We start from the raw sequence: 24209 nt of genomic DNA, 5'->3' as shown, positions 1-24209 counted from the left end.
GTACTGGACCCCACCGACGCTGAGCGTCGAGATTTGACAGTGCCATAGCTAGCGGTTATCTATTAGCGGTCTATCTCAAGGGGCGTGCCGGAGTGCAGGACGTGGTGCTGGCCATGCTGGCCAAGGAGCCGGCGCACGGGTACGAGCTGCGCAACCGGATGCGCGGTGCGCTCGGCCCCCTCGGCGAGACGATGAACGCGGGGCAGATCTACGTGACGCTGGCCCGGTTGGCGAAGGCCGGCCTGGTCACCTCCGAGCGGGCCGACGGCCTACCGGATCGGCCGGACCGCCGGGTCTACGCGTTGACCCCGGCCGGGCAGCAGCGGGTCGCCGGCTGGCTCACCGAGGTGAGCTGGCCGAAGCCGGACCTCGCGGAGTTCCACCTGAAGCTGGTGGCCGCCGCGGCTGCCCGGCTGGCCGATCCGATCGCGTTGGTGGACGCCCAGCGGCGCGAGGTGCTGCGCCGGCTGCGCGACGCCCAACGGGCGGCGTTGGAGCGGTCGGTGGATCCGGTCGCCGGATTGCTGCTGGAGGGCGTCGCGTTGAGGCTGCGGGCTGACCTGGAGTGGCTGGAGGCGTGCGAACGCATGTGGACCGAGCGCGGTCGCGCGGAACGGAAGGCGGGGGCATGAACGGGTCGTTGGCGCTGCGGGCACGCGGGCTGAGCAGGTGGTACGGCTGGGACAACGCGCTGGTCCGCGCGGTCGACGAGGTGGATCTGGACGTGCCCGCCGGCCAGGCGGTGGCGATCATGGGCCCCAGCGGATGCGGCAAGTCGACCCTGCTGCACCTGCTCGGCGGGCTCCAGCGTCCCACCGACGGCGAGGTGTGGCTGGCCGACCACCGGATCGACACGATGAGCGAGCGCGCCCTGGCGCGGCTGCGGCGCGACCACATCGGTCTCGTCTTCCAGTCCTTCCACCTGATGGACGAACTCACCGCCGTGGAGAACGTCGAGATGGCCGCGCTGCTGGCCGGTCGGTCGCCTGGCCGCGCCCGCCGACGCGCCCTGCACCTGCTCGACCAGGTGGGGCTGGCCGACCGCGCCACGCACCTGCCCTCGGCGCTGTCCGGCGGTCAGCGTCAACGCGTCGCCATCGCCCGCGCGTTGAGCAACGAACCGCAGGTCGTGTTGGCCGACGAACCCACCGGCAACCTCGACAGCGCCGCGACCCTGGAGGTGCTGCGGCTCTTCGAGGACCTGCGCAGCGCCGGGCAGACCCTCGTGGTGGTTACGCACGACGCCCGCATCGCGGCGGTCGCCGACCGGGTGATCTCCATGCGTGACGGGGCGTTCGCCGACGACAGCATGCTCGCCGGCGTCCACGACGGGGTGCGCTGACGTGGCGGGCCGCCTGCTGCTCGTGTGGCGACTGCTGGTGCGGGACCTGCGTCGGCACCGGACGGAGACCGTGCTGCTGCTGGTCGCCATCACCGCCGCGACCGCGACACTCACCCTCGGCCTCACACTCAACGAACTCGTGACCCGCCCGTACGAGCGGACCCGGGACGCCACCGCCGGCCCGGACCTCGTGGTGGAGACGGGTTTCCCCGGTCCGCGGGCCCTGGACGCGCTCGCGCCACTGACCACCCTGCCCGGCGTCACCGACCACAGCGGACCGTATCCATTGGCCTTCCTGGCGCTGACCGCCCGCGACACAACCGTCCGGGTCATCGTCGAGGGCCGCGACGGCACGCCGGCCGCGGTCAACCGACCGGCCGTGACCGACGGCACCTGGGTACGCCCCGACGGGGTGGTCGTCGAGCGCACCTTCGCCGACGCGCTCGGCATTCACCTCGGCGAGACGGTCAGCGTCGGCGGCCACCCCCTGCACGTGACCGGATTCGCGGTGACCGCCGCCCGGCCGGTGTACCCGCAGGTCCACTGGCACCTACCGGGCTCGAACCTGGTGGAGAAGGGCGGCCTGGTCTGGGTCGATCGTCGTGACATCGCCACCATCGCCGGGGACCAGCCGCTGTCGTACACGCTGAACCTCAAACTGGCCGACCCGGAGGTCGGCGCCGGCGTCGTCGACCCCTCGGGCAGCAATCCCTACTACCGCGGCTGGAGCTTCCGCTCGGCGCGGGACATCGCCGACAGCAGTGGTCGCCAGAACGGGCAGGCCGAGACGGCCCTGGTGGTCGGCAGTTGGCTGCTGACCGGCCTCGCGGTGATCGGCGTCGCGGGTATCGTCGCGGGCCGCGTCATCGCCCGCCGCCGCCGGGTGGGGCTACTCAAGGCCGTCGGCGCCGGGCCCGCCGTGATCGCCGCCGTCCACCTGGCCGAATACCTCGTGATCGGGCTCGCCGCCGCCGGGGCCGGCCTGGCCGCCGGCTGGATCGCGGCACCTCTGCTGTTCCGCACCAGCGCCGGATTCGTCGGCGTCGGCGTCATGAGCCCGCCGCTGCGCGTGGTGATCGCCAGCACCGCGCTCGCCCTCTCGATCGCCGTCGCGGCGACCCTGGCACCGGTGCTCCGCGCCGCCGTCACCACCACCGTGCACGCGTTGGCCGACGCGCCCACGCCACCGCGCCGTCGGCGCTGGGCCATCTGGCTGTCGCGCCGGCTGCCCACCGCCCTCCTGATCGGCGTACGCATCAACGCGCGGCGGGCACACCGCGCCCGGCTCGTCACCGTGAACACCCTGATCACCACGGCCGCCCTGGCCGCGGTGCTCACGATCCTGGCGCAGGACGACGATCCGCTGAATCTCGGCTACGCGGAACTCCCCGACCCCCGCAACGAACGAACCCTCCAGGCCATGCTGATCGTCGCCGGGATGGCCTGTTTCCTCGCGCTGCTCAACACCATCGTGAGCACGTGGACGGCGGTCCTCGACACCCGGCAACCGCTGGCGGTCGCCCGCGCGCTCGGCGCGACCCCCGCCCAGACCGGCTTGGGCCTGGCCGTGGCACAACTCCTCCCCGCCGTGCCCGGCGTCGCGCTCGGGATCCCGTTCGGCATCGGCCTCTACCTGTTCTTCGATGGCGAGCGATACCCACCCGCTGCCTGGACGCTCACCACGGCGTTCGGAGTCCTGCTCGCGGTCGCCATGGTCACCGCCATTCCCGCCGTCGCCGCGGCACGCCGCCCGGTCGCGGACATCATCCGCTCCGCGGGGTGACCTGACCACGGCCGATGGCCGGTCACCACCTGACGCTGATTCCAGTGACGCTGCTGCGGTCACCCCTATTAGTCCTCATCCTTCCCTATGAAGGTAGGATGAGGAACGATGACGGAAGACATGTACTCGGTTGAACAGGTCGCCGACCGGCTCGGCCTACACGTACGAACGGTGCGCGGCTACATCCGCGCCGGCCGGCTGCGCGCCGTCCGGATCGGCAAGCAGTATCGGATCGCCGCCAGCGATCTCGACGCGCTCACCGGACGGCCGCCCGCCGCCGTCGTGGCCGGGCACGCCGAGGTGTCGAGCATCGTGCAGATCGACGGTGTCGACCGGGCCGCCGCCGACCGGCTCGGCACGCTCGTACTGGCCAGCGTCAACACCGGGCACGACCCGGCCCGGCCGCTGCGGGTGCAGACCGTGCACGACGATGACCGCCGCCGCCTGAAGATCATCATCCTCGGTGATCCCGCCGGCACCGCCGAGGTGCTGCACCTGCTCGACGCCGTCCTCAACGCCGACAACGGCCTGCTCGACCGGGAGGTCCACGATGCCTGACGAGATCCAGGAACGCGCCGGGGTGCCGGTGCTGGTCTGCGACCCGGCCGGCCCGCCGATCGCCACCGAGCAGGACGCGCTGGACCTGATCGGCGCGGCCTTCCTCGGCGCCCAGGTGGTGGCCGTGCCGGCCCACCGGCTCGACGACCGTTTCTTCTCGCTCGGCACCCGCTTCGCCGGTGACGTGATGCAGAAGTTCGTCAACTACCGGCTGCGGCTCGCCGTGGTCGGCGACATCTCGACGCAGCTCGCGGGAAGTTCGGCGCTGCGCGCCCTGGTGCACGAGTCGAACCGGGGCGAACAGATCTGGTTTGTGCCGGACCTGGACGCCCTCGACGATCGACTGCGCGCCGCCCGATAGCCAGCTCACCGGTCGGGCCTGACCGCCATCTCCACCGCGACCTGGTGACGCGCCATGGGCCGTACCCGATGGGGCCGTAGGCCCAGGCCAGTACGGCCGCCAGCGGGTGGCGCGGACTCGCGGCACCAGCACGGCACGCCTCGGCCACCGCGAAGACGTCGCGCCGCCAGACCTCGCCGCTCGCCGGGAAGGCGTCGGGCCAGGCATCAGGTGGCAGTCCCGTCATGGTGGCCTCCCTCGACTCGCGTCCCTGTCCGGACGCTATGGCCGAGGCACACCGACGACAGCCCGCTGACTCCATATGGGGGGAACGAACACGCCGGTGGCCGCCCCTGCCTTCGGGACGGCCACCGCACGTGGCCGTTACGGCGTGGCGCAGATGGCGTACGCCGTGTCGGACCAGTTGCCGGCGAAGGCGTCCTCCTCGTACGCGCCGGACGCGGCGGACGTCGGGGCGGTCGCGGGGCCGCCGTTGGGGCGGAAGTCGTCAACGATGCCCTCACCGGTCACGCCGTTCAGTTCGTAGCCGGCGCCGGTCAGCACCTTCCCGACCGGGCAGGTCGCCGTGACGCTGCGGAAGTCGGCCGAGGTGCTGGCACCCACCGTGGAGGCGCGCACCAGGCCCGCGAGGGGGTTGGCGCAGATGGCGTACGCGGTAGCGGACCAGTTCAGGGTCGTGGCGTCCGACTCGTACGCGCCGACGGTGACCGCTGTGGGTGCCGTGGCGACACCGCCGTTGGGGCGGAAGTCGTCGACGACACCTTCGCCGGTGACGCCGTTGAGTTCGTAACCGGTGCCGGTCAGCACCTTCCCGACCGGGCAGGTGGCCGTGACGCTGCGGTAGTCGGCCGAGTTGCTGACGCCGGCCGTGCTGACCCGGACCAGGCCGGGCAGCGGATTGGCGCAGATCGCGTACGCCGTCACCGACCAGTTTCCGGCGAACGCCTCGGTCTCGTAGGCGCCGACGGTGACCGCTGTCGGTGCCGTGGCGACACCGCCGTTGGGGCGCAGGTCGTCGACGACGCCTTCGCCGGTGACGCCGTTGAGTTCGTAACCGGTGCCGGTGAGCACCTTCCCGACCGGGCACGTCGCGGTGACGCTGTGGAAGTCGGCCGAGTCGCTGACGCTTGTCGCGGCGATCCGCACCAGGCCGGGGACCGCGGCGGACGCCGGGCTCGCCGGGGCGAGCACCGCTCCGGTCGCGAGAAGAATGAGCACGGGTACGGACGCGCGAGCGCCGAACCGGCGGGCCGTGTTCTGAGTACGCATGTGTTTCTCCCGTCTGAGGCCGGACGGGGCGGCAGTGCGACGCCGACGTCGAGGCCGTTCGTGATGACGGGTTCACGCTAGGTAGCCACCTGACCAGGCATTATCTCCAAGCCGACTACGTCGCGTAGCGGACCATGAGGGGTGCCCTCCGCCGCGCTGACGTGCGGTGAGGACGCCCCCCGATCACGGACGCGACCGGCGTGGCCGGCAAGTGGTCACCAGATCCGCACCTCGTACACCCTTACCGTGCGGCCGAAGTCCACTCCGTACCACTTGTCGACAGTGCTCGTGTGGTACTGGCCGCCGGCCTCGTAGTTGACAGTCACCTTGTTGTTGCCCGAGGTGTAGTGGTGGACGCCGCCGATGTTCACGGCCGTGACGCCCCGACTGGCGAAGCACCTGGACATGCCGACGGTGCCGAGCGTGATGTCGAGCTTGAGGAAGTCCGTCCGGGTGCCACAGCCGACCGAGTTGATGGCCAGGGCAGGGCTGGCCGGGAGCGCGATGGTCAGGGCGAGGCCCGCCACCGCACCGAGGGCGATCTTCTTGACGCGCGTCTTCATCTACGCGGGGTCCTTTCTGTTCCGGTGGGAGTGGTGTCGTGCGCGCCACCACTACGCCCGGGACGACCCGGTGGTTCACCTCCGAGGGAGATATTTATTGATGTTGATAGATGGGGGCTACCATTCGGCTATGCCCGCTCGCCGCGTCACCGCCGCCATCGCCCTTGCCGCGCTGGCGAGCCTGCTCACCGTCGGCGCGGCCCGTGCCGACGGCCCGGCCATCAGCACCCCCGGCACCCCCACCGTTGTCGCCAACGAGCCGCATCGGCTCACGCTCAGCTGGGCGCCCTCCGCCTGGGTCGAGCCCGGGGCGGAGCAGCCGATCAACTACGAGGTGCAGGTGCCGCTGGGGCCCAACACGTACCGTTTCCTCGGCTCCACCACGGACACCACGATCACTCTCACCGACCTGGCACCCGGCACGACGTACCGGATCGCGGTTGCCGCCCGCGCGCTCGGCGGCTACTCCGACACCTCGCCCACGACGACCGTGCGCACCGCCAGCGGTCGCGCGACGGTCAGCTACCTCAACCTCGACTGGTCACCGACGAACAACCAGATCCAGCACCTCCTGACGGTCACCAACACTGGCACCGCGCCGCTGGACCTGAGCACGGTGCGGGTGCGCTACCACCTGCGCTTCGAGGGCGGCAACACCTCACTGGTGCCGAACTGCGACTGGGCCGCGCTGGGTTGCCAACGGATCCGGCAGACCGTGCAGTTCTTCGTACCACCAGGCGGGCCGGCCGGGCTGTCGACGCCGGCGCCGCCCAATCCCCAGCCAGGCACTGCCGTCCCCGGCTGGGTGGAGCTGACCTTCACCGACGGTACGCTCGCGCCGGGCCAGTCGACCGGGCCGATCCAGCTCCGGCACCACCGGCACAGTTGGAGTGACATCGACGAGCGCGACGACCCGAGCTGGCTCGCCGCCACCGGCCAGTGGACCGAGAACGGGCGGATCACGCTCGACGTCGACGGGGTACGCGAGTTCGGCGACACGAACACCTGACACGCGCGGGAGGCCGGTCCGCAGGCGGCGCCGGTCGGCCCCGGCCTGACGAGCCTGATGCCTGTGCGTCATCTTGATGACTCACCGGCATCACCCACTCAGGGACCACACGGTCCGCTGGCGCGTCGGCCGAAGCTCTGGGGCATGTGGACCCTGGCGTTCGGTATGCCGAGGGCCAGCAGCCGCGCCCGGGCGCCGGCCACCATCGCGGGTGGGCCGCAGACGTAGATGTCCTGGCCGGGCCGGTGATGGTCGAGGGCGATGGTCACAGCGTCGCCCTGCTCGCCCGGCTCGGCGCAGGGGTCGTCGGAGAGGGCCGGCACGATCGTCAGCCAGTCGTGGGCGCACTGAAGCTTGTCGAGGGCGATCGCGTCGTACAGGTCGGTGAACGTGCGCACACCGACGACAAGCGTCACCCGCCGACCGTCCGGTGCGGTGGCGACCTGCTCGACCAGGGCGCGCAGCGGCGCCAGCCCGGTGCCACCGGCGACGAGCAGCAGATCATCGGTACGCGCCGGGTCGAGACTCAGCCCGGTGTCGACGGGTGGGCCGAGCCAGAGCAGCTCGCCGGGGCGTACCCGATGAACCAGGCGGTGGGAGACGGTGCCGGCGGGTACGGCGCGGACGTGCAGCTCGACGGTGCCGTCTGGGCGTGGGGCGTTGGCCGGCGACAGCCAGCGCCAGTGCCCCGGCAGACGCGGCGTGCAGACCGGCACGGCGTGACCTGGCTGCAACGGCAGTCGCCGCAAGGGACGTACCGTCAGGATGGCGATGTCGGGCGACGGCCGATCGTGCCCGATCACCTCGACGTGCCACCAGGCCCGGCCGTCGCCGGCGAGCGCGGCGGCGCGGCGGATGGCCTGCGTGGCGCGGCACAGGGCGCGCTCGGCGACGACGGTGAGCTGCGACGTCCACACCGGCTGGGCGTGACGGGCCACCGTCGCGAGCAACGCGTCGCCGATGGTGGTGGCGTGCGGGAGCAGGTCGAAGTGACGGTACGCGTGGCCGAGCACCTGGAGCAGCGCCGCCCGGTTGGCCGGGACGTCGCCGCCGACCAGGAGGCGGCCCAACGCGGTGAAGAACAGCGGCGCGTCGCGGTGTGGGAGCAGCCCGGTCCGGCGGTCTTCGACTGTGCACCAGAAGTCGCCGGCGGCCCGCACGTCGACCGACTCCCAGGCGGCGGCCAGGCTCACGCGGGCCGGGAGGTCGTCGTCGATCACGGTGGGCATACCGGCTCCAAGTCGTCGAATCGTGGGCTGGCACCGGGGCGGGAAGAGCTGCGCCGATGAGGGCCGGCGCAACTCCGAGGCCGAACACCCGCCCCGGGCCATGCATCCATCCTGTTCAAGCATCTGATGCCGCGATATGACCACTCTCTGTACTTGCGCTGTACCTATGCTGCATCGAAGTCGTTAGGCTGACCGGAGCTGCCACGACGTGATCGGGGGCTAACCTTGCCTACTGTCCAGGCGTGGACAGGCCGCGAAACCCGTGCGCTGCGACAAGCCCTACGCATGAGCATTCGCGACTTCGCGGAGAACCTAGGCGTTAGTGAGCGGACCGTCTCCAAATGGGAAGCGGGCCGAGACGCGGTGCATCCTCGGCCGGAGATGCAGGCGGCGCTCGACACCGCGCTCAGCAGAGCCGGAGGTGAGGCAGCAGATCGCTTCATCGCCGCCACTAGCAGGACTGACCTCGATGCCAACCGCGTCGGCGACCTGTACAAGGTCCAGTCGCACAAGTTCATACCGGTATACACAGGTGCGGCGGCGGCTGCGGAACTCGCTGCGCAGGAGGGCTTTCACTCGCGACCACACGAGTGGCTAGAGGTTTCGACCGCTGGGGTACCTCATGCGGAAGGGAGCTGTACAGCGCACGTCTTCGCCTGCGGTGTCGTGGTGTTGCACCTCAGGCAAGAGCTGTACTTCCGCACGTTGGCCTTACTCGCCGCTTGGCGGTATGCCAGCTACGAGCAGGACCTGCCATGGGCGGCCGAACAAGTGGCGCGGCTCAGCTCGCCCGTCCCGTCATCCGATCGCGGCGCGCCCGAATACGTCCTGTCGATGTACATCCTGGAAGAGCCGGCCTGGACCGGCGCCGAATTGGAGACCGCACTACGCCTCATGAGCCTGCCGTCTGCACTGGTCAACCGGCGCGCACACCCCTCACCTGAACCGGTCCGCGATCACGTCGAACGCCGCTTGCTAGCCCAAGGCTTCGATCAGCCGTCAATCCAGTCGTTCGGAGTGCACGGACTCTCCGTGGGCTACGCCAGTTGGGCGGGTCTGGCGTACCACGCGCTCTCCCCCGAGCAGGCCCTCATGATTGATGACCTGGTGTCCTGTGAGATCGACGTGCAGATGCTCTGGGCCTACTGCCGTCACATCCAGCGGCAGGTCGAGGACGGAGATGATCCTGCGATGCCACCCGAATTCGGCTGGCGCTTCCTCCGTGCTGCGTACTCGCGGTTGACGACGGCCAGGGCACGCGAGACTTCGCAGCATTGCATGATGCGCGAGGCGACGCTCTCAACGAGCGGCCTCCCGGAACGCCTGATGCAGGCCCAGACTGCCCTTCGCGAGACCGCCGGGTTGAGTGGCAGAGTCGACACATGAGCGAGAAGCGCGCTGCCCTGATCGTCATCGACATGCAGAACGGCTTCATCAACAACCGCAGCCGAGGCGTCATCCCGAAGGTCGTTGAGCTCGTCGATCGCTGGGAGGCGACCGGACGGCCAGTGGTCTTCACTCGCTACCACAACTACCCCGGCAGCCCATTCGAGCGACTGATCCATTGGACCTCGGTGCAGCACCCACCCGAGACGGAGCTCGTGCCTGAGCTGGCGCAGCACGCGAGCCGCGCCCGAGCCGTCATCGACAAGAAGATCTACTCGTACTTCTCCTTCGAGGGGGACGCCTTGACGTCGCAGGAAGGGTGGACCGACCTGGTGTTCTGCGGAGTGGCGACGGAGAGCTGCGTACTGAAGTCCGCGGTCGATGCCTTCGAGCGCGACCTAACGCCCTGGCTCGTGACCGACGCGTCCGCCAGTCACGGTGGACAAGCCGCACACGACGCTGGGTTGCTCGTTGCCCGCCGGTTCATCGGCGCCGACCAGCTCATCAGCACCGACGACGTGGGCGTCGAAGTCTGAGCGGTGCGGCGACGGCTCAGTTCAGCATCGGCTCCACTGCACATCGCCCGACTCGGGCAAACTGCGGGCATGACGGAACACCCAGTGCTGTATCTGGTCGTCTGCGCCGCGGGTCCGGCGGAACACATAGACGAGCTCGTCGATCTGCTCTTAGTCGATGGGTGGCGGGTCTGCATGATCGTCAGCCCGACCGCCGCGCCGTGGCTCGATCGAGCGGCGTTGCAAGAAAAGACCGGCTATCTGGTACGCGTGGAGTGGCGGATGCCCGGCGACCCCGAGCCCCATCCGCCCGCCGATGTGGTGGTGGCCGCCCCGGTCACGTTCAACACGGTGACCAAGTGGGCGTTGGGCATCAACGACACGTTGGCGCTCGGCGTCCTCAACGAGTCGCTGGGCGCGGGGCTGCCGATCATCGCGTTCCCGCACACCAAGGATGAGTTGGCCGCGCATCCCGCCTATGCGGGTCACCTGACGGTCCTGCGCGCTGCCGGCGTGATCGTGGCGGACGGAAAGCCGCTGAACTCGGTGAACGGGCCGGGACGTTGGGGCGTGGTCGTCGAGGCGCTGCGGGCGGTGCGCGTTGCATGAGTCGCCAGTCGGGTGAGGTGGCCTCGCCGATTGCGCGACAAGTTCTGCCGATGCGACCGGTCGCCGCGCCCCATCCATAGACGGAACGTGTGGTTAGGTAGCTCGAATGACGGATCTTGAGCGGGGTGTGTACGAGCACCTGATCACCCGTGAGCTGGCTGATCGCCTCCAGCATGTCGACCCCGCCCTGGTTCAGCACCACAACCTCGACCCGGCCGACGCGCACACCGCCCTCGCCCGGCACATCGCCACCCTGGCCGCCCGAGCCCTGCAGTCCGTCCCCAATGGCGACGACAAGCTCCACCACCAGATCGCAATGGCGAACCAGATCGCTGACGCCATCACCACCCTGAGTCCCAAGGCAGCAACGGAACAGGACCAGGTCACCGACGCCAAGCACCTGCTCCATGCCATCGCCGCCCCGCCAACGCCACCCGCGCAGCCGAGCTTTCCGGACCGTCCCACCACGCCCCTCTCCACCGGCGCACTCCTGGTCAACGGCCGCCACCAGCCCCGAATCGGCCACGAGGTCAACCACGAGATGGCCTCGGCCGAGAGCGTCGATCTGCTCTGCGCGTTCATCAAGTGGTACGGCCTGCGCATCGTTGAGCACGCCATCCGCGACCTGATCGACCGAGGCGGCAAGGTCCGGGTCATCACCACCACCTACCTTGGCGCGACCGATCAGCGAGCGCTCGACCGGCTCAAAGAGCTGGGCGCAGAGGTCAAGGTGTCCTACGAGACGCGGACCACTCGCCTGCACGCCAAGGCTTGGCTGTTCCGCCGTAACAACGGCACCACCACCGCGTACGTCGGCTCGTCGAACCTGTCGAAGACCGCACTGGTGGACGGCGTCGAGTGGAACGTGCGCATCTCGAACATCGAGCAGCCGCACGTCATCGACACGTTCACGGCCACGTTCGAGGACTATTGGAACGACCCGGCGTTCGAGGCGTACGACGCGACCAGGGACGCCGAGCGGCTTCGGCATGCGCTGAGCGGGGAACGCCGCGATCAGACACCCACCGAGATCTCGAACCTGGACGTGCGCCCGTACCCGTACCAGGCAGAGATCCTCGCCGACCTGGACGCCGAACGGCTGGTGCACGGGCGTTGGCGCAATCTGGTGGTCATGGCGACGGGCACCGGCAAGACCGTCGTCGCCGCCCTGGACTACCGCCGACTGCACAGGGCGAAGCGAGCGGACTCGCTGCTCTTCGTAGCGCATCAGGAGCAGATTCTGCGGCAGAGCCTGTCTACGTTCCGGCAGGTCATGGGGGACGGCAGCTTCGGCGAGACGCTTGTCGCGGGCGAGAAGCCGAACGGTTGGAAGCACGTCTTCGCCTCCATCCAGTCGCTGCACCGGCGGGAGGTCGACCCCGAGGCGTACGACATGGTGATCGTGGACGAGTTCCACCACGCTGAAGCGCCCACGTACACCCGGCTTTTGGAGCGGCTGCGTCCCCGCGTACTCCTCGGACTGACCGCGACCCCCGACCGGGCCGACGGCGGCGACGTGCGCCGGTGGTTCGACGGGCGCGCGTCCGTTGAGCTGCACCTGTGGGACGCGTTGGAGCGGCAGTTGTTGTCGCCGTTCCAGTACTTCGGGCTGCACGACGACGTGGACCTGTCGCACCTCGCCTGGAAGCGCGGCCAAGGCTACGACCCGGCCGACCTGGACGTCGTCTACACCGGCAACCACGCACGGGCGCGGTCGGTGTTGCGTGCGGTCAGCGACAAGGTGGACGTCGGGCGGATGCGGGCACTCGGGTTCTGCGTGAGCATCGGGCACGCCGAGTTCATGGCCAGGTGGTTCAACGACCACGGCGTGCCGTCTGCGGCAGTGACGTCGCGAGCCGGCACTGATCGGGCCACGCTGTTGCGGGACTTCAAGGCCGGCAAGCTGCGGGTGCTCTTCACCGTGGACCTATTCAACGAGGGCGTCGACCTGCCGATGGTCGACACGATCCTGATGCTGCGACCCACCGAGAGCGCCACGATCTTCCTGCAACAACTCGGCCGTGGTCTGCGACTGGACGACGACAAGCCCTGCCTGACCGTGCTCGACTTCATCGGCGGGCAGAACGCCAACTTCCGCTTCGACCTGCGCTGGCGTGCCCTGACGGGGGTGAGCCGGCGGGCGATCACCGAGGCGGTTCGCGACGACTTCCCGAGTCTGCCCAGCGGCTGCCACGTCGAGCTGGACCGGGTGGCAAAGGATCTCGTCCTCGCCAACCTGAAAAGCGCACTGCCCACCTCGAAGACCGGCCTGGTCTCTGAGCTGCGGCAACTCGGCGACGTCACTCTGGCGACGTTCCTGCGCGAGACGGGCTTGGAGATCGAGGACGTGTACCGATCGGCCAGCGTCGGTGGCTGGACCGGCCTGCGGCGGCTCGCCGGCGTCGAGACGACCGCGCCCGGCCCCGACGACCGCGAGCTGGGCCGCGCCATCGGTCGCATGCTGCACATCGACGACACCGACCGGCTAGAGCTACTAACGAAGGTCACGGCCGGACCACCCGCGCCAGGTCAGCAGGGGTACGCGGGCAGCAGCCGACTACTGGACATGCTGCACTTCAGCCTCTGGGGGCCGAACGCCCCGCTGGCGACCCGCGGCGAACGGCTGGCACAACTGTGGAAGGAGCCGGCGCGTTGCGCCGAGTTGCGGCAGGTCGCCGAGGTGCTGCGGGACCGCATCCACCGGGTCACGCCCGCGCTCGCGGCGGGGGCGGTGCCGCTGCGGGTGCACGCCCGGTACAGCCGCAACGAGGCGTGCGCCGCCTTCGGAATGCCCAATCCGGGCTCGCTGCGCGAGGGTGTGAAGTGGCTGCCGGACGCCCAGGCTGACCTGTTCTTCGTCACCCTGGTCAAGTCCGAAGCGCACTACTCCCCCACCACCATGTACGCCGACCGGGCCATCACCGACACGTTGTTCCAGTGGGAGTCGCAGAGCACCACGTCGGCGGCGTCGGCGACCGGGCGGCGCTATACGACGGGCGGCTCGACAGTGCACCTCTTCATTCGGGAGACCCGTATCGCCGACCGTGACCTGGGCGCACCGCCGTACCTCTACGCCGGCACCATGACGTACGAGTCGCACACCGGTGACCGGCCGATGCGTGTCCTGTGGCAGCTCCACCACGCCCTACCCGCCGACGTCTACGCCACCGCCCGAACAATCGCCGCTTAGCCCTCACCGGCGGTTGGTCAAGCTGCGTCCGCGTTTGAGGCGAACCTGACGTCCAGCCGTCGATCCAGAGCCCGGGCTAACCTCTCCAGGACCGGCAGGGTCGGCACAGTCCCGCCCGCCTCGAAGCGTGCCACCGCGGACTGCGTCATGCCCGCGGCCTGCGCCAACTGGCTCTGACTCCAGCCGTGCCCTTCGCGCAGGTTGCGCACCTCCTGGCCAAGCTCGAAGGCGATCCGGGTGGCCTCGTACGTCTCGGCCGCCCCCGGCTCCGCCATCCGGTGCTCACGCAGGTCGTTCCAGTCCAGGCGATCACTCATCGCTCTGCCCTCTCGTCCACGATGTGCCGCTCCGCCACACATCGCTCGAATGCGCGGCGAGCCCGCTCGACTTCCCGGTCCTCCCGCATCCGCGTCTTGCGGAACACCGTGAGCAGGATGATCCTCCGGTCGGAGGCAATCCAGTAGGTCACGCGGACTGCGTCGCGCTCCAGATAAAACCGCAGCTCACGCAGCTTGCCGTCAAGCTGTCTGCTGTGCGGCTCTCCGAGCAAGACGCCTCGGCCGGCCAGAAGATCGATGTAGAACGCCGCTCGAGCGAAGTCGGCAGTTGATAGTTCCTCCAGCCAGTCTCGGACCTCTGGTTCCAGCTCCACGCTACCCCAACCCATAGCATCGATGCTATGGGTTAAGTCGATCTCACCGAACTCCATCAAACGCGTGTTGGCGATGATTTCGGTGCTGCCCTGGCCGCTCGGGCGGCCACATCGTCGGGGCCGCCTGCCTAACCGGCGGCGGAACTGCGCGTTAGGTTGAAGACCATGGAACAGCGGATCAGCCTCATCACCCTGGGAGTCGCGGACGTGGCCCGCGCGAAGGCGTTCTACGAGCACCTCGGCTGGCGGGGCCAGGAGGTCGAGGGGACGGTCTTCATCCAGGCCGGCGGCCTGGCCCTCGTCCTCTGGGGCCGCGACAAGCTGGCCGCCGACGCGGGCATCGACGACCCGGGCACCGACGGCTTCGGCGGGGTGACCCTCGCCCAGAACGTCCGCTCACAAGCCGAGGTCGACGAGGTGATCGCCACCGCGACCAAGGCAGGCGCGACGGTGACCAAACCAGCCCAGGAGACCTTCTACGGCGGCTACGCCGGCTACTTCGCCGACCCGGACGGTCACCTGTGGGAGATCGCCTGGAACCCGGGCTTCGCCCTTGCGGAGGACGGCTCCCTCACCGTCCCCGACTTCAGCGCCATGGACTGAGCAAGCGGCGGCAAACAGCCAAGACGCCGATCATGGTGCCGGGGACGGGCAGAGCAGCGGGTCCAGCACCGGCAGTTGAAGAGGGTCCAGACAGACAGCCAGCAACTCGGGATTCGGTGAGGGCGTAGCCGTCAGAGTCGGGGTCGGCGTCGGTGAGGCCGACGCGACGGGCGGCGTCGGCAGGGCTGACGCGGGCGGGTCTGTGCTGGGGACCGGCGTCGGCACCGGACTCGGCGAACGGGTCGGGACGACGGGCGGCGCGGCGACCGGTGGCAGGGCCACCGCTACGACAGGGGGCACCGCTGTAGAGACATCTGTCGGGGCCGACGGCCGGACAGTCGAGGCGGGCGGGGCGGTCCATACGGCACTGACGGCCGAGCCGAGCCGCGTCCTGGCTGGCACCGGCCCGACGGGCCCGAGCGGCACGAACACCGCCCCAGCCCTCGGCAGGTCCATCGCGACGATCTCCGCCGAGGGCACCGGGCCGACGGGACCTGACGCTCCAGGGCCCAGAGCACCCGGTCCGAGCGTCACGAACACCACTGCGGCGACGGCGGCGGCACCGACCGCGCGCCGGTCGAGGCGTACCGCCTTCAGCGGCGCGTCGTCGGGCCCCACCCCCAGAGGAGGCGCGGGCGGAGCGGCCCGGTGGGCGGTCAGCAGTTCGTCGATCTGGGCGACGACAGCGGCGCGATCCTCGCTGGTCGCGAGGGTGAGATAGAAGCGGAAGTTCACCACGGCACCGGACGGGACCAGCAGCCCGTCCAGTCGGCCGCGGTCGGGCAGCAGGGTGACCGGGACGTCGGGGTGGTGGGCGGGGCCGACCAGGTCGTCGTACCGCCACTCGCGCCGGTGCTCCCGGCCGCCGAAGGCCACCCGTCGGCTGGTCACCACGGCCATGCCGGTGTCGACCGCCCGCAGGCCCGGCGGCAGCGCCTCCGAAGACGGCTCAGCGAAGGAACACGAACCCGGCGTGGGCAGCCCGGGGACGTGCCGCGCCTCGGCCTCGACAAGCGTGGCGACGGGAAGGACGCGCAAGACGAGTTCGTCGTCATCGAGCTCTACCGGCAGGCCGGTGCGGGGCTGCGTACACCCGATGAAGCTGGCGGCTTCGATGCGGAGCCGGACCAGGTGGTCGTCGCGGCGCTGCCAGGCGTCGATGGCGTGCCGGTACGCGCGCTGCCGGCGCTCGTTCTCGCGCTCGGCCCAGGCGGTCCGCCAGGGGACGTGGGCCACAGAGGTCACGGTCACACGCGTTACAACCGCTCACGTACGTGACAGGCAACGCGACCGGGATCGATGTATCCCGTTGCGCCCGAAAGAAGAGTATTGACGGAACGCAGCGCGTAGCCCGCTGCCGGCGGCTGCTCCGGCAGAGAACCGGAGCAGCCGCCGAGACAGCACTACGGCCGCAGAGAGGTGAAGAACTCCCTCAGCTCAGCCGCGAGCAGATCGGGCTCCTCCAGCGGCATGAAGTGCCCGCCCCGGCCCGGTTCGCTCCAGTGCCGGATGTCGGTGCAGGCCCGCTCGGCGATCGAACGGGGGAAGTTCGCCTGCGAGGGTTCGGTGCTCACCGTGAACGCGGCGGGCACGGTGATGTCGGGTCGTGGCGTGTTGTGGTCGAAGTCGGCGTACTGCCGGAACGACGAGCCGATCGTGCCCGTCACCCAGTACAGCGTGATGATGGTGAGCAGGGTGTCCCGGTCGATGCTGTTCGCCAGGTCACCGTGGTTGTCGCTCCAGTCCCGGTACTTGTCGACGAGCCACGCGGCCAGCCCGGCGGGTGAGTCGGCGAGCGCCGCTGCCAGGGTGTCCGGACGGGTGCCCATGATGGCGCTGTAGCCGCCGTCGGTCTCGTCGTACGCGGCCTCGGCGTCCAGGAACGCCTGCTCGGCCGCCGACAGCGGTCGGTCGTCGAAGCTGGCCGGGAACGGTGGATGGATCATGTGGATGCCGGCCACCCGCTCCGGATACCGGGCACCGAGCCAACCGGTGACGACCCCGCCGACGTCGCCGCCGAAGGCACCGTAGCGCTCGTAGCCGAGCACGTCGGTCATCAACTCGTGCAGCGTCCGGGCGAGGACCGCCCGGGTCAGCGGCTCGTCGGGCAGCTCCGAGTAGCCGAAGCCGGGCAGGGACGGCACCACCACGTCGAACGCGCCCCCGAGCGGGCTGGTCAGCCGGTCGACCAGGGGCAGCATCTCGACGAAGCTGCTGGGCCAGCCGTGGCTCAGGAGCAACGGCGGCGGTGCGGGCGTACCCGCCGGACGGTCCGCGCGGACGTGCACGAAGTGCAGCTTCCGGCCGCCGACGAGCGTCAGATACTGGGGGTACGCGTTGAGCGCGGCCTCCCGGGCACGCCAGTCGAACCCGTCGTGCCAGTAGGACACCAGGTCCCGCAGGTAGTCGGGATCGACGCCGCCCTGCCACGGTCGGTGGCCGCTGCGGTCGGTGAAGCGGGTGCGGGCCAGTCGAGCCCGCAGGTCATCGAGGACCGCATCGGACACGTCGATGCGGAACGGGGAGACAGACATTGATCCTCCGATAAGGGAGGGCGCACTCCCCGACCCGAAGGCGTCAGCTGAGGGGGACGGACGAGAAGGGCGCCCAGGCGTGACAACGGGTGTTCACGGGGCTCACCTCCTTCTCGTCGCTGACGGGGATCACCGTACCTGAGCGGGCTCGAAAAGCTCGACCGGGTTGCCGGAGGGGTCGTCCAGGACGATCTGCCGGCCTCCCGGGCCGCTGACGACGTCGCTGCGAAAACCCACTCCGGCCGTACGCAGCCGGGCAACCTCGGCGTCGAGGTCGGCGACGATCAGGTGGATGCGGTTCCAGCCACCCGGCCGGGGACGGCGGCCGTCGGGCAGGGCCCGGCCCGCCGAGCTGGCCGGACCGGAGAGCAGTAGCCGCAGGTTGCCGCGCCGCACGTCGGCGATCGCGGGCAGGAAGGCGCTGGCCGAGGTGAAGCCGAGGTGGACGGTGTAGAAGTCGATCGCGGCGGCCACGTCGTCGACGAGGTACCGCACGCTGACCGTGCTGTCATCGATGGGGCTGGTCATGATGCCCTCTCTCCTGGGGTGGCGAGCGTGTGCAGCAGGAAGTCGATCCGCTGGGCGAGGTCGTCGGCGACCCGTTCGAACGCGGGTAGCCCGTCGGGGTCCGCGGCCGGGTCCGGAATGCTCCAGTGCGCGCTGTGCGGGCCTCCGGGGAAGTCGGGGCAGACCTCCTTGACCCGGTCGCAGAGGGTGATCACGGCGTCGAACGGTTGACCGGTGAACTCGTCGAGGTGCGTGGGTCGGGCCAAGCGCAGGTCGATGCCGCGCGCCGACATGACGGTCACCGCGTGCGGGTGGACGGGCTTCGGTCGGCTCCCGGCGCTGTACGCCTGCACGGCGCCGGCGGTGCGTTCCCGCAGCAGCGCCTCGGCCATCTGCGAGCGGGCGCTGTTGCCGGTGCACAGGAACAACACCCGGCCGGTCACCGAGGTGGCCGGCGACGGCGGGGCGAGCCGCAGCCCGGGATGCAGGGCCGCGCCAGCGTCCGACAGCAGGCCGGCGCAGTGGGCCAAGGCGAGCGAGTAGTAGGTGTCTCGCCCGTCGGCGCTGCTGCGCCGGGCGGTCACGAGCGCGGCCCTACGGAGCTTGCCGAGGTGGTACGAGACGAGGTTCTGCGGCTGGCCAAGACGGGCGGTCAGCTCGCGTACGGCGAGGTCACCACGGGCCAGTTCGCTGAGCAGGCCCCACCGCACGGGGTGCCCCGCGGCGGTCACGAACCCCGGTGGCGCGCTGGTGCCGGATGACCTCACTCCCGTAGATTACATCAAACTGATTTGATGTAATAGGGGTCAGCCCGCTCGTCGCCGACGCGACAGGGAGCCGAGCAGCGGATCGTCGGCCGGGAACCGCGATCGCGTACGCGGCGGGTACGCCTCGCAGTGCCCGACCCACTGGGCCGCGGCGACGGCGAGAGCGTCGGCCGAGACGGTGAGGACCAGCGGGTAGATGGCGGTGGCCGGCCGGCGCATCCACGGGGGCAGCGACTCGGCGGAGAACTCGACGATCAGTTCCAGCCGACGTCGACGGATCACCCGGGTACGCAGCGCCAGGTTGGGTTCGGTGAAGCGGACCATCGCCGGTGGCGGGTTCGGACCGCCGGCCGCCGCCGCCTGGCCGTGCAGCCAACTGCCCAGCGCGCGGGCCTCCTCGACGAGCAGGCTCGGGTAGTGATGTGACCAGGTCTGACCGTCGGCGGTCCGGGCGTCCACCTCGATGAGCAGCCAGTCCTGCCAGCCCGGCGCCGCCAGCTCGGGGTCGTCGGGCGGGTCGATGCCGGGCTGGTAGCCGACCGGGCGGATCCGCACCCGGGCACCGTCGTCGGATCGGATCTCCACTCGATCATTCTGACTGACCTGAACGAGCGTTCGGGTCAAAATGCGCTACTTCGTGACGGTCCGCCGGACGCCCCGGTGGTCAGCGCACGCGCCCGCCCGGCCACCCGCGAGGCTGACCGAGCCGTCCCGGCACTGCACGAGGTAGCCCCGGCCCGCCCAGAACTGCGGCACGCAGTCGAACCAGTCGCACACCTCGACGGCGGGCCGGCGAACCCTCGTCCCGCCGCAGAAGTCGTACCCCAGGGGGTTCTCCGGCGCCCCGCAGCGCGGCCCGGACGTCGCGCTCGACGACGGGCGTGGCGACGGTTTCCGCTTGGGCGTGGTGGTGGGCGCGGGCCGCGGGACCGCCGGCCGCAGCAGCGCGGGAGGCCCGCTGGCGGCCGGTGCCGGCGTGGCCGCCACGGCGACCTCCGCGCCCCCGGTCGGGTCCGACGGGTTCGATTCGAAGAGCGCCGCCGGTACGAGCAGCGCGACCGCCGCCGCCACCGCGATGGACCGGCGACCGCCGGGCACGAGCGCGGAGAGCCGGGCCTGCGCCGGGGTGGCCACCGCCGGCCGGAACGGTTTGAGCTGGTCGTGCTCCGCGATCAACTCGTCGAGCTGGGCGAGCACCGCGGCTCGCTGCTCGATCGAGTCGGCGAAGGCCAGCGTCAGCTTGAACCGGAAGTCCGCCGCCGCGTCGGTGGGCAGCAACAGTCCGGAGGTACGACGCCGGTCCAGCACCTGGATCAGGGTCACCGGCCCCACCGGGTCGTGGGTCAGGCCGGTGATCCGGCCGTACGCCCAGTCGCGCCGACCGCGCCCGCCGAGCAGCACCAACCGGCGGCTGGTGATGACGGCCATGCCGGCGTCGGTGACGCGTACGCCGTCGGGTCGGCGCGGACGCAGCGGCGCGGCCGGCACGGCGACCGTGAGGTCCGGCGCGGGCAGCACGGCCGTGTGTCGCACCTCGACCAGTTGCGCGGCGGGCAGCGCCCACAGCACCACCTCGTCGTCGACGAGTTCGAGTGGAAGGCCCGCGCCGGCCGCGGCGGAACCGTGGAAGTCGGCGGCCAGGGCGCGCAGCCGCCGTAACTCGTCGTCGCGTCGCCGCCAGGCCGTCTCCGCGCCGCGGTACGTGCTGATCCGCCGCACGTTCTGCCGCTGCGCCCAGCGGTACCGCCATGTGGAACCCGTCGAATCAGTCTTTGCCACGCCGACTCCTTCGCCGCGTAGGCCACCAATCTGGGGTGCACTCGGATTAACAGTTGTGACGGTCGGCCGGGACACGCCAAGACGGGCGAACTACCCGAACGGCGGATCAACCCGGACGATAGGGCGATACTGACGGTCATGCCGCCAGCTACCCCGCCCGGTGTGGTGATCGGGATCGACATCGGCACCACGAGCACCAAGACCATGGCGTACGACACCGACGGGCGGCTGATCGCCAGCCACTTCGTCGGCTATCCCCTCGACGACCCGCACCCCGGGTACGCCGAGCAGAACCCGGACGTGATCCTCGCCGCCGTCGTCGAGTCGCTCCGGACCGTGGTGGCCGAGTTGGCCGCACCGATCTCCGGCCTGGCGTTCTGCTCCGCCATGCACAGCCTCATCGGCCTCGACGCGGCCGGCAACCCGCTCACGCCGTCGGTGACCTGGGCCGACTCCCGGGCCACCCGGCAGGCCGAGCGGCTGCGGGCGGTGCCGTCCGGGCTGGCGCTGCACCGGCGCACGGGTACGCCCATGCACCCGATGTCGCCCCTGCCCAAGCTGCTCTGGTTCGCCGAGCAGGAACCCAAGCTCTTCGAACGCGTCACGCACTGGGTCGGCATCAAGGACTGGGTGCTGCTGCGACTCTGCGGAGAACTGGTCACCGACCACTCGATAGCCTCGGCCACCGGCCTGATGGACATCCACACCCTCGAGTGGGACGCCGAGGCGTTGACCATCGCCGGCGTCACCGGGGAGCGGTTGCCCCGACTGGTCGCCACCACCGCCGTCCTGCCCGGCCTCACCGCGCGGGCCGCCGACGCCATCGGCGTGCCGCGGCGCACGCCGGTGGTGGTCGGGGCGGGCGACGGGCCGTTGGCCAACCTGGGTCTGGGCGCGGTGCACCCCGGCATGGTCGCCTGCTCGATCGGCACCAGCGGCGCGATGCGGGTCATGGTCGAGCGCCCCGGCGTCGACCCGCTGGGCGGAGTGTTCTGCTACGCGCTCACCGAGGACCGCTGGGCGGTCGGCGGCGCGATCAACAACGGCGGCATCGTCCTCAAGTGGGCGGGCGCCGCGCTCGCGCCGGAGTTGGGCGAGCATCCCGAGGAGGACCTGGTCGCCCTGGCAGCCCGGGCGCCGGTCGGCTCGGGCGGGCTCATCATGCTGCCCTACCTGCACAGCGAGCGCGCTCCACACTGGAGCGCCCTGCCCCGCGGCGCGTACGTCGGGCTGACCCACGGGCACCGCCGCGAACACCTCGTCCGGGCCGCCATGGAGGGGGTCTGCCAGCAACTCGCACTGGTCCTCACCTCGGTCCGCGCGGCCGGCAACGAGGTCCGCGAGATCCGCGCCGGTGGCGGCTTCGCCCGTAGTGGCCTGTGGCGACAGATGCTCGCCGACGTGCTCGGCATGCCGGTGAGCTTCCCCGCCGGACGCGAGGGGTCGAGCTTCGGCGCGGCGCTGCTCGGCATGCAGGCGCTGGGCCTGATCCCCAGCATCGACGTCGCCGCCGACCTGGTCCAGATGGAGGAGACCATCCGTCCCGACCCGGCCGCCGCCGCCACCTACGCGGCGCTGCTGCCCCTCTTCGCCGAGCTGTACGAGGCGCTGGTGCCGACCTTCACGTCGATGCGTCGCCTGGCACCCGGCCTGCCCGCCGAGCCACCCACCCCGGGACCGCCGATGTAGCCGGCTCGACCGCCGACCGGCTCGACCGGCTGGCGGCTCGACCGGCTGGCGGCTCGACCGGCGGGCGACGCGACCGGCGGGCGACGCGACCGGCGACCGGCGCGACCGGCGACCGGCTCGACCGGCGGGCGACGCGACCGGCGACCGGCTCGACCGGCGGGCGACGCGACCGGCGACCGGCGCGACCGGCGACCGGCTCGACCGGCGGGCGACGCGACCGGCGACCGGCTCGACCGGCGGGCGACGCGACCGGCGACCGGCTCGACCGGCGGGCGACGCGACCGGCGACCGGCTCGGCGCGGGGCTGGCCGTTCGGTGTTGAGCGTGATGCCGGTGAGTCATCTTGATGCCACTGAGGCATCACGCTCTCGCGGGCGCGGTCTCCCGGACGGGTGACTCACGCCCCGGCAGCCCCATCCGCCGCCAACGCTTCTTATCGTACAAACGTGAGGAAAAGCGACAAGAAGCGCTCATCTTCCCTGCTTGCGGCGGCGATCGCGCTGGTCGTCGCGGCGACGACCGGCCCGGCCACCGCCGACGGTCCCGGCCCGAACCACCGAACGACCCTGGGGTACGCAGCCGACGGACCCACCGCCGACACCGGGCCGAAGGACACGGACGGCCCGAGCGACACGGACGGGCCGAACGACACGGGCGGGCGGAGCGACACGGGCGGGCCGAACGACACGGGCGGGCGGAGCGACGAGCCGGGCGTGGAGCCGACGCCGGAGCGGGCGCCGACCAGCGAGGTGTCCTGGCTGTCGTTCCCTGGCGGGGCGTTCGCGGTGGACTCGCTCGGGCACACCGTGCGGTACCGGGCCTGCGACGGCGACACCGGCCGGGTCGCCGACCCGGACATGCGGGTCGCCGCCGGGGTGGCCAGTGGGGCGGTCGTCGTCGAAGGGACCGCCTACCGCTACCGGGTGCCGCTGGTCGGGCGCAGCGAGGGCACGCTTGAGGTGATCCAGCGGCACCGCCCGCCGACGACGCTCACCGGAGTGGTGGTCACCAGCCCGCAGCCGCCCACCGACCCGGTCGCGGGAGCACGGCTGTTCCCGCTCAGCGGACAGCTCGCCCGGGTGGTCGCCGACGCCAGCCTCAACCCCGCTGGCGCAACCGTCCGGGACCTCTCCGGCCGGTACGGGGACCAGCAGGTTTCGGTCAACGGGTCGCTGCGTCCCAAGGCCGCGAGCGTCATCAAGCTCTGGATCCTGGTCGAACTCCTGCGCCGGGTCGACTGTGGACAGGTGTCTCTCGACGACGGCGTGCTGGTCACGCCGGCCGACGTGGTGGGCGGCACCGGCCAGCTCCAGTTCGAGACGTTCCCGCAGGTGGTCACGCTGTACCGGCTCGCACGCTATCTGATCAAGTACAGCGACAACGTCGCGGCCAATGTGCTGATCACCTACCTGGGTGGGTTCGCCCCGGTCAACGCGCTGATCGACTCGATGAACCAGCGCTCCACCATCCTGGCCCGGCGGATGCTCGACAGCGCGGCAGCGCAGCGCGGCGAGGAGAACTACACCAGCCCGGACGACGTCGTGTCGCTGCTCGGCGCGGTCTGGGACGGCGAGGTCCTCACCCCGGCCTCCCGGGACCTGATGATCGGCTTCATGCGGGAGCAGACCCTGAACACCAAGATCCCGGCGGCGCTGCCACCCGGCGTCCCGGTGGCCCACAAGACCGGTGACCTGCCGGACGCCTCCCACGACGTCGGCTACTACCTGATCCCCGGCACGGAGACCGCCGTCGCGTTCCTCACCGCCGGGCCGATGGTGACCGGGGACGAGACCGTCCGCCGGATGGCCAGGACCGTCTACGACTTCCTGGTCCCGCCATCCGACGGCGCGGTCGAGGAGTGAGC

At 70.8% G+C, this 24209-nt stretch carries 24 protein-coding genes and 1 pseudogene; 13 read left to right on the top strand and 12 right to left on the bottom strand.

Translation table 11 applies throughout. The features are described from left to right. Nucleotides 1–92: 92 nt before the first annotated feature. The 5 genes from ACQP03_RS05575 (at nt 93) to ACQP03_RS05555 (ending at nt 4044) form a co-directional block, all read left to right on the top strand. The gene (locus tag ACQP03_RS05575) at nt 93–632 is read left to right on the top strand and encodes a PadR family transcriptional regulator (protein WP_363661173.1); all 540 of its coding nucleotides are present in this window, start codon (nt 93–95) and stop codon (nt 630–632) included. Then, a complete protein-coding gene (locus ACQP03_RS05570; protein ID WP_357127835.1) occupies nt 629–1342 on the top strand; it encodes an ABC transporter ATP-binding protein in 714 nt (237 codons plus the stop codon). The genes ACQP03_RS05575 and ACQP03_RS05570 overlap by 4 nt, the downstream gene beginning before the upstream one ends. Before the next feature lies 1 nt (nt 1343). Next, a complete protein-coding gene (locus tag ACQP03_RS05565) occupies nt 1344–3125 on the top strand; it encodes an ABC transporter permease (RefSeq protein ID WP_363661172.1) in 1782 nt (593 codons plus the stop codon). A gap of 108 nt (nt 3126–3233) precedes the next feature. Next, nucleotides 3234–3683, top strand: coding sequence for a helix-turn-helix domain-containing protein (locus tag ACQP03_RS05560; protein WP_357172940.1), 450 nt, complete (start codon nt 3234–3236; stop codon nt 3681–3683). Continuing rightward, the gene (locus tag ACQP03_RS05555; protein ID WP_357395976.1) at nt 3676–4044 is read left to right on the top strand and encodes a DUF4180 domain-containing protein; all 369 of its coding nucleotides are present in this window, start codon (nt 3676–3678) and stop codon (nt 4042–4044) included. Before ACQP03_RS05560 ends, ACQP03_RS05555 begins: the two co-directional genes overlap by 8 nt. Before the next feature lie 91 nt (nt 4045–4135). Here ACQP03_RS05555 and ACQP03_RS05550 read toward each other — a convergent pair. The 3 genes and pseudogenes from ACQP03_RS05550 to ACQP03_RS05540 form a co-directional block, all read right to left on the bottom strand. Then, nucleotides 4136–4270 (bottom strand): annotated as a pseudogene (locus ACQP03_RS05550) (hypothetical protein); the annotation flags it as partial. A 137-nt stretch (nt 4271–4407) separates the two neighbouring features. Further along, complete coding sequence (locus ACQP03_RS05545; RefSeq protein ID WP_357395978.1) at nt 4408–5313, bottom strand: hypothetical protein; 906 nt, start codon at nt 5311–5313, stop codon at nt 4408–4410. Nucleotides 5314–5528: 215 nt separating this feature from the next. Continuing rightward, on the bottom strand, nt 5529–5876 hold the full coding sequence (locus ACQP03_RS05540; protein ID WP_357127850.1) for a beta/gamma crystallin domain-containing protein: 348 nt from the start codon (nt 5874–5876) through the stop codon (nt 5529–5531). Between the two features lie 130 nt (nt 5877–6006). Here ACQP03_RS05540 and ACQP03_RS05535 point away from each other — a divergent pair, with 130 nt between their 5' ends. Further along, nucleotides 6007–6885 carry a fibronectin type III domain-containing protein gene (locus ACQP03_RS05535; RefSeq protein WP_357395982.1) on the top strand — a complete coding sequence of 293 codons (879 nt, stop codon included), beginning with the start codon at nt 6007–6009 and terminating at the stop codon, nt 6883–6885. A 98-nt stretch (nt 6886–6983) separates the two neighbouring features. On the opposite strand, the gene ACQP03_RS05530 is transcribed toward ACQP03_RS05535, so the two are convergent. Further along, nucleotides 6984–8114 (bottom strand): FAD-binding oxidoreductase, encoded by a 1131-nt coding sequence (locus tag ACQP03_RS05530; protein WP_433460440.1) that lies wholly within the window; start codon nt 8112–8114, stop codon nt 6984–6986. A 285-nt stretch (nt 8115–8399) separates the two neighbouring features. On the opposite strand from ACQP03_RS05530, the gene ACQP03_RS05525 reads away from it, so the two are divergent. From ACQP03_RS05525 to ACQP03_RS05510, 4 genes are all read left to right on the top strand, one after another. Next, the gene (locus ACQP03_RS05525; protein ID WP_433460438.1) at nt 8400–9500 is read left to right on the top strand and encodes a helix-turn-helix domain-containing protein; all 1101 of its coding nucleotides are present in this window, start codon (nt 8400–8402) and stop codon (nt 9498–9500) included. Next, nucleotides 9497–10036, top strand: a complete 540-nt coding sequence (locus ACQP03_RS05520; protein ID WP_357172919.1) for an isochorismatase family cysteine hydrolase — start codon at nt 9497–9499, stop codon at nt 10034–10036. The genes ACQP03_RS05525 and ACQP03_RS05520 overlap by 4 nt, the downstream gene beginning before the upstream one ends. 84 nt (nt 10037–10120) lie before the next feature. Beyond that, nucleotides 10121–10624 (top strand): flavoprotein, encoded by a 504-nt coding sequence (locus ACQP03_RS05515; RefSeq protein ID WP_357172916.1) that lies wholly within the window; start codon nt 10121–10123, stop codon nt 10622–10624. A 106-nt stretch (nt 10625–10730) separates the two neighbouring features. Further along, on the top strand, nt 10731–13814 hold the full coding sequence (locus ACQP03_RS05510) for a DUF3427 domain-containing protein (RefSeq protein WP_433460435.1): 3084 nt from the start codon (nt 10731–10733) through the stop codon (nt 13812–13814). A gap of 17 nt (nt 13815–13831) precedes the next feature. On the opposite strand, the gene ACQP03_RS05505 is transcribed toward ACQP03_RS05510, so the two are convergent. Beyond that, the gene (locus ACQP03_RS05505; protein WP_357127877.1) at nt 13832–14131 is read right to left on the bottom strand and encodes a helix-turn-helix domain-containing protein; all 300 of its coding nucleotides are present in this window, start codon (nt 14129–14131) and stop codon (nt 13832–13834) included. Beyond that, a complete protein-coding gene (locus ACQP03_RS05500; protein ID WP_433460433.1) occupies nt 14128–14523 on the bottom strand; it encodes a type II toxin-antitoxin system RelE/ParE family toxin in 396 nt (131 codons plus the stop codon). The genes ACQP03_RS05505 and ACQP03_RS05500 overlap by 4 nt, the downstream gene beginning before the upstream one ends. A gap of 108 nt (nt 14524–14631) precedes the next feature. Between ACQP03_RS05500 and ACQP03_RS05495 the strand changes: the two genes are divergently transcribed. Next, nucleotides 14632–15069 carry a VOC family protein gene (locus tag ACQP03_RS05495; protein WP_357127883.1) on the top strand — a complete coding sequence of 146 codons (438 nt, stop codon included), beginning with the start codon at nt 14632–14634 and terminating at the stop codon, nt 15067–15069. 30 nt (nt 15070–15099) lie between these two features. On the opposite strand, the gene ACQP03_RS05490 is transcribed toward ACQP03_RS05495, so the two are convergent. The 6 genes from ACQP03_RS05490 to ACQP03_RS05465 all read right to left on the bottom strand — a co-directional run bounded on the left by ACQP03_RS05490 (nt 15100) and on the right by ACQP03_RS05465 (nt 20656). Then, on the bottom strand, nt 15100–16305 hold the full coding sequence (locus ACQP03_RS05490; protein ID WP_433460431.1) for a hypothetical protein: 1206 nt from the start codon (nt 16303–16305) through the stop codon (nt 15100–15102). Nucleotides 16306–16472: 167 nt separating this feature from the next. After that, a complete protein-coding gene (locus tag ACQP03_RS05485) occupies nt 16473–17603 on the bottom strand; it encodes an epoxide hydrolase family protein (RefSeq protein WP_357396003.1) in 1131 nt (376 codons plus the stop codon). Nucleotides 17604–17732: 129 nt separating this feature from the next. Further along, nucleotides 17733–18131 (bottom strand): VOC family protein, encoded by a 399-nt coding sequence (locus tag ACQP03_RS05480; protein ID WP_357172897.1) that lies wholly within the window; start codon nt 18129–18131, stop codon nt 17733–17735. Next, the gene (locus tag ACQP03_RS05475) at nt 18128–18877 is read right to left on the bottom strand and encodes a MarR family transcriptional regulator (RefSeq protein ID WP_357396007.1); all 750 of its coding nucleotides are present in this window, start codon (nt 18875–18877) and stop codon (nt 18128–18130) included. Before ACQP03_RS05475 ends, ACQP03_RS05480 begins: the two co-directional genes overlap by 4 nt. A 39-nt stretch (nt 18878–18916) precedes the next feature. After that, nucleotides 18917–19462, bottom strand: coding sequence for a WapI family immunity protein (locus tag ACQP03_RS05470; RefSeq protein WP_357127897.1), 546 nt, complete (start codon nt 19460–19462; stop codon nt 18917–18919). A 45-nt stretch (nt 19463–19507) separates the two neighbouring features. After that, entirely contained in the window at nt 19508–20656 is a 1149-nt protein-coding gene (locus tag ACQP03_RS05465) for a hypothetical protein (protein WP_357396010.1), read from the bottom strand. Nucleotides 20657–20794: 138 nt separating this feature from the next. Here ACQP03_RS05465 and ACQP03_RS05460 point away from each other — a divergent pair, with 138 nt between their 5' ends. Then, the gene (locus ACQP03_RS05460; RefSeq protein ID WP_357172884.1) at nt 20795–22345 is read left to right on the top strand and encodes a gluconokinase; all 1551 of its coding nucleotides are present in this window, start codon (nt 20795–20797) and stop codon (nt 22343–22345) included. A gap of 446 nt (nt 22346–22791) precedes the next feature. After that, nucleotides 22792–24207, top strand: coding sequence for a serine hydrolase (locus ACQP03_RS05455; protein WP_357396015.1), 1416 nt, complete (start codon nt 22792–22794; stop codon nt 24205–24207). Nucleotides 24208–24209: the final 2 nt, after the last annotated feature.

Origin of the sequence: Micromonospora sp. CA-248212, from assembly GCF_050948405.1 — a bacterium.
Lineage (GTDB): Bacteria > Actinomycetota > Actinomycetes > Mycobacteriales > Micromonosporaceae > Micromonospora.
Note: the sequence above shows the minus strand (reverse complement) of the source record. Positions and strands in the feature narration are given on the sequence as shown.

Excerpts from the sequence above, each read along its gene's own strand:
- ACQP03_RS05570 (WP_357127835.1), top strand. The coding sequence starts at position 629 with ATGAACGGGTCGTTGGCGCTGCGGGCACGCGGGCTGAGCAGGTGGTAC.
- ACQP03_RS05560 (WP_357172940.1), top strand. The coding sequence starts at position 3,234 with ATGACGGAAGACATGTACTCGGTTGAACAGGTCGCCGACCGGCTCGGC.
- ACQP03_RS05555 (WP_357395976.1), top strand. The coding sequence starts at position 3,676 with ATGCCTGACGAGATCCAGGAACGCGCCGGGGTGCCGGTGCTGGTCTGC.
- ACQP03_RS05545 (WP_357395978.1), bottom strand. The coding sequence starts at position 5,313 with ATGCGTACTCAGAACACGGCCCGCCGGTTCGGCGCTCGCGCGTCCGTA.
- ACQP03_RS05540 (WP_357127850.1), bottom strand. The coding sequence starts at position 5,876 with ATGAAGACGCGCGTCAAGAAGATCGCCCTCGGTGCGGTGGCGGGCCTC.
- ACQP03_RS05535 (WP_357395982.1), top strand. The coding sequence starts at position 6,007 with ATGCCCGCTCGCCGCGTCACCGCCGCCATCGCCCTTGCCGCGCTGGCG.
- ACQP03_RS05530 (WP_433460440.1), bottom strand. The coding sequence starts at position 8,114 with ATGCCCACCGTGATCGACGACGACCTCCCGGCCCGCGTGAGCCTGGCC.
- ACQP03_RS05525 (WP_433460438.1), top strand. The coding sequence starts at position 8,400 with ATGAGCATTCGCGACTTCGCGGAGAACCTAGGCGTTAGTGAGCGGACC.
- ACQP03_RS05520 (WP_357172919.1), top strand. The coding sequence starts at position 9,497 with ATGAGCGAGAAGCGCGCTGCCCTGATCGTCATCGACATGCAGAACGGC.
- ACQP03_RS05510 (WP_433460435.1), top strand. The coding sequence starts at position 10,731 with ATGACGGATCTTGAGCGGGGTGTGTACGAGCACCTGATCACCCGTGAG.
- ACQP03_RS05505 (WP_357127877.1), bottom strand. The coding sequence starts at position 14,131 with ATGAGTGATCGCCTGGACTGGAACGACCTGCGTGAGCACCGGATGGCG.
- ACQP03_RS05500 (WP_433460433.1), bottom strand. The coding sequence starts at position 14,523 with ATGGAGTTCGGTGAGATCGACTTAACCCATAGCATCGATGCTATGGGT.
- ACQP03_RS05495 (WP_357127883.1), top strand. The coding sequence starts at position 14,632 with ATGGAACAGCGGATCAGCCTCATCACCCTGGGAGTCGCGGACGTGGCC.
- ACQP03_RS05485 (WP_357396003.1), bottom strand. The coding sequence starts at position 17,603 with ATGTCTGTCTCCCCGTTCCGCATCGACGTGTCCGATGCGGTCCTCGAT.
- ACQP03_RS05480 (WP_357172897.1), bottom strand. The coding sequence starts at position 18,131 with ATGACCAGCCCCATCGATGACAGCACGGTCAGCGTGCGGTACCTCGTC.
- ACQP03_RS05460 (WP_357172884.1), top strand. The coding sequence starts at position 20,795 with ATGCCGCCAGCTACCCCGCCCGGTGTGGTGATCGGGATCGACATCGGC.